General features: G+C 56.6%; 3 protein-coding genes. 1 reads left to right on the forward strand and 2 read right to left on the reverse strand.

What is annotated here, in order from left to right; genetic code table 11:
- Nucleotides 1–143: 143 nt before the first annotated feature.
- Nucleotides 144–1,241: a hypothetical protein gene (locus NW857_RS12475; RefSeq protein WP_414369134.1), complete on the reverse strand. Its 1,098-nt coding sequence runs from the start codon at nt 1,239–1,241 to the stop codon at nt 144–146.
- Between the two features lie 64 nt (nt 1,242–1,305).
- Nucleotides 1,306–1,944, reverse strand: a complete 639-nt coding sequence (locus NW857_RS12480; RefSeq protein ID WP_414337184.1) for a hypothetical protein — start codon at nt 1,942–1,944, stop codon at nt 1,306–1,308.
- A 334-nt stretch (nt 1,945–2,278) separates the two neighbouring features.
- Here NW857_RS12480 and NW857_RS12485 point away from each other — a divergent pair, with 334 nt between their 5' ends.
- Entirely contained in the window at nt 2,279–3,763 is a 1,485-nt protein-coding gene (locus NW857_RS12485; RefSeq protein ID WP_414337183.1) for a hypothetical protein, read from the forward strand.
- Nucleotides 3,764–3,933: the final 170 nt, after the last annotated feature.

Here is a 3,933-nt window from a genome sequence, read left to right on the forward strand (position 1 = left end):
CCTCTCCCTGGGGGAGAGGGGGCGGGGGTGAGGGCCCCTGGGAGAGGGGTCGGGGGTGAGGGGTCGGGGGTGGTCGCGCTAGCGGCGCGGAGCGCTTGGGCCCCAGGGAGAGGGGGTGGGGGTGAGGGAATTCTCAACCGACCCTAATTGAAAGTCACAGTAGCTTGGTTAGAAAGTACTGGTAGCGCCCCACTGCTGAAGAGAGTAACTGGGGGATTTGTGTAAGTTGCCATCACTGGATTGATCTGTTCCACAGATACAGAAACCACGCAGGAGGAATTCGGAGCCAGAGTTCCACCTTGAAGGGCAATCGTGGTTGAAGGAATTGCTGGTTTTGGTGGATCAGGAGGAATGCTGGGGTTTGCCGTGAGCGTGCCACCGCACGTATTTAAAGTAACTACATTCGTTTCAGTAATTCGCAAACCACCTGGCAAAGCATCTATAAAGCTAAGTCCAGACAAAGGTACAGGAGCAGTGTTGGTGATGGTAAAGATAACGGCTACAGTGCCGCCTTGTGTTGCTGTGCTAGGGCTAAACTCTTTGGTAAAGGTTGGAGCAGGAACTTGGTTTACGGTTAGGCTGACAGGTGCGCTTTGAGCGGCAGGAGCCTGGTTGCTGGTGAGCGTTGTGGCAGGGTTCGTGTAAGTGCCCACGTTTGCAGCAACCACCTGAACGCTTATCAAGCAGCTTGAATTGGGACTAAGCTGGCCGCCGGTCAGAGAAATAAAGCTTCCATTTGCAGGGGCGCTTGCAGTTCCCCCACAGGTATTGTTGAGGCCAGGGTCGGCAGCAACGGATAGCCCTGCCGGCAAGATTTCCGCAAAGCTGAGGCCGGTCAGTTGGATGCCGGAGTTGTTGGTGATCGAAAAACTTAAAGTAACAGGAACACCCACAGAAGTCGTGCTCGGACTGAAACTCTTGATAAAGGTTGGAGGAGCCAAGGGGGCCGGAGGCAACCCAACAATGCTGGGAGAAGGGTTGGGGCTGGGCAAGGGCGGGATCGTCGGCGCCGAGACGGGAGGGGGCACGAGAGGGCTGGGCTGGGTTGGGGGAGCAGCTCCAACGGGAGGAGTAGCCGGCACTCCCACGCCAGTTCCGCCGGGTTCTACACTTGGGTTTTGCACAGGAAAGATCGGCCCAGGTATAAAGCTGGTTGCATTCTTATCCTTTGCCTGTTGGCAAGCCGTCAGCAAACCAACACAGAGGCAAGCCAAAACCCCAGCCAGCTTTCCGGTTTTCATTCCCTCATCCTCCTGACCTTAAATCTCTCGCAGCAATTAAACACTGCCCTTAGCCAGCTTCACGCTAGGTAGCCTGAGCGCGTGCCTCTAATCTTAGGGCTTGGCCAAACGAATCGCGAATGACCAGGATCACCAAAACCCTTTCTCCGGCAACAACGTTGGCATTGTAGGCCGCCAGATCAGCCGAGAAGGTAAAGCCATTGGTGAGGGTGATCCCGTTGGTTCGGTCGGCGTAGCTGTTGCCTCGGCCTATGAGCGTATTCCTAAACTGCTCGATGGCTGTCGGCAAGAAAATGCCGGTAATATCTGTGCCGCGGCTGATGTTGAAAAACTGCAGCTCTACGCTGGCAATGACCCCTGGCACCAACAAGCCGCTCAAGGTAACTGTTACAAAAGCGGATCCCACTACAGCGTTGAATCCCCCAGTTGGCTGCAAGCTGGGTGGATCTGGCAGGTCAGGCTGAATGGGTGGCGGCGTGATAGGAGCAAAGTCTGGCCCAGGGCGGAAGGTGATGGGTGTGAGGTTGGGCGAGATGGTGGGGGCCACGGCCACGGGGGGAGGGGTGGATCCATCGGCGGTCAAGAGGGGTGGCAGGCCGCCCGTAGTCTCGCTGCTGCAGGCAGTGGCTAGCGCCAGCGAAGCCCAAGTTGCCAGAAGAGAAAGGCCGCCACGGCCAGGGCCTGAGCCAGAACGTCGTTTCATCGGGGAATTCTCCACTCACTCACACCACAGCAAATCTTTCCAACAGCGCCCAGCCGGGATCCACTGAATTTGCCTCTGTGCATGGGCAAGATTATGAGGGATCCCGTTTCAAAGGCGGATGCCTGCTGTTAGTTCTACTGCATCTTGGGGCGTTGTCAAGCAAGCGGCAAAGCAAATCCAAGAAATTTTTTTGGAAATGGCCCATCCCCTAGATATGGGGTATCATAGCCTCGAACAGGGGCGGCCAGCTTACCTGTAGCGTTGGGGGTTGGGTGCCTTCTCCTCCATTTTGTGTGTGGATTTCCCCAGATTAGGGTGTGTGAGGCAGTGCCGTATGAACTTCAAAGGTCGCTCATTGGCAGTTTTGTGTGGAGTCTTGCTCCTAGGTGGCTGCGGTCAAATTGACGAATCCCCCGCCTTGCCGGGGCCTGTCCAGGTGGATCCCACGGCGTTTGTCTCGGCGCAGGAGTACCGCTTTACCCCCGGCTCAGTGCTGGAGACCACTAGCTTGAGGCTAGACTATGTCAACCCAAAATTTGACAACGGGATCCCTGTGCGGAACAGCGGCTTTCAAGGCAGTGGAGAAGCCCGCATTACCAACGTAGAGGCCCGCATTCTGCCGGTCAATGAGATCCCAGCCAATGAACTGACAATTGACTCAACCCTTCGCTCCAGCACACTGGCCATCCAGATTGCCCGATCCACGCCGCTGGTGAATCTCATCGCCTTCGGCCCCAACGACGGCAGGCTATCTACGCAATTCAGCATTGCCGGGCTGGTTGCCCTTTCGACAAACCCCAACGACCAGCGCATTCGAGTCAACACAACCTTTAGAGCTGCCGATCCGGATACGGAAACTGTTTTAACTTTAACCGTGCGCCGCATCTTGGTTAGCCGCAATGGCAACCAAGTCGTCTTAGAGGGAGATTCTTCTCTCATTGTCCCTACCGTGGGAGTACTCTATGAAGATCCCGGCCCTAATGGCAACCCACCGGCAGGATCCTTTGTCAATCCTCCCCCACCTCAAGGGCCTGTCACTGCCATCCTGCAAACCGGCAGCTTCTCCGCCAGCTTCGTGGTGCGGCAGCGGGGCGTGGCCGGCGATGGCACTCCTGAAGATGCCCTGGCTCTCTTTGCCCGCCTGAACTTCCGCCCCAACCAGGCGGAAATCGTCTATCGTCCCACCCAGGTGGGTACGCAGTCGGTGCTATTTGCTCCGGATCCCACTCGTCCGAACATCTTGCCCAACCAGTTGGTGCGCATCCGGCGTCTGCTGAACGGCCGGGTACAAGCGGAGTTTGACCCGGCCAATGTCAGCACAGTCCTCAACTTTGTCCAGGTCAGCCCGCCGCCACGACCTTTCCCCACCCCGATCCCGCAGTTGCCCGTCCCTGAGCGTCCGGGTGCTCCTACGGCCTTCGATTACTTCTTCTCCTTGCGCACCGAGCGCTCTACGGGTACCTTACCTGGCTCACCTGTGGAGGGAACTAATCTCAGTCCCGTTATCATCCAGGGCATTGTCCCCACCACAGGAGATTTTGTCTTCCGCACCTTAGCTGGGGCGCAACTGGCCGGGCCGTTCAACAGAGCAGATATTGGCGGTTCCCTGCTGCGGGGCAACTTGAATTTGGTTTTCGACCCGACCACCTCTGGCTCGAATATCTCTGGGCAATTCTTTATTGAGCAAGAGTTCCCCACTGATAATCAGGTTATAGGCCCGAATCCACCAACTGGCGACGGAAATACGGGTACTCCTGATCAAGGGGGAGTTATTCTCATTATTCGTGGATTCTTTAACGGGGCTCAGGTTAACCTTTAAGCCGAGGGATCCCATCTCATTTACTTTGCAAGCTAAGGCCAGCGTGGCTGACTTCTTCGGGAGTAATGACCGGTAGGGATCCATAAGCACCTGGGATAACCCCGACCTTGGGGTAGAGGAGCCTGAAGTTCCCTTCTCAGCGCATACCTACCTGTACCTCTGCATCGGTT

The sequence above is a fragment of the Synechococcus sp. H55.9 genome, assembly GCF_047462355.1.
In the GTDB taxonomy this organism is placed as follows: Bacteria; Cyanobacteriota; Cyanobacteriia; order Thermostichales; family Thermostichaceae; genus Thermostichus.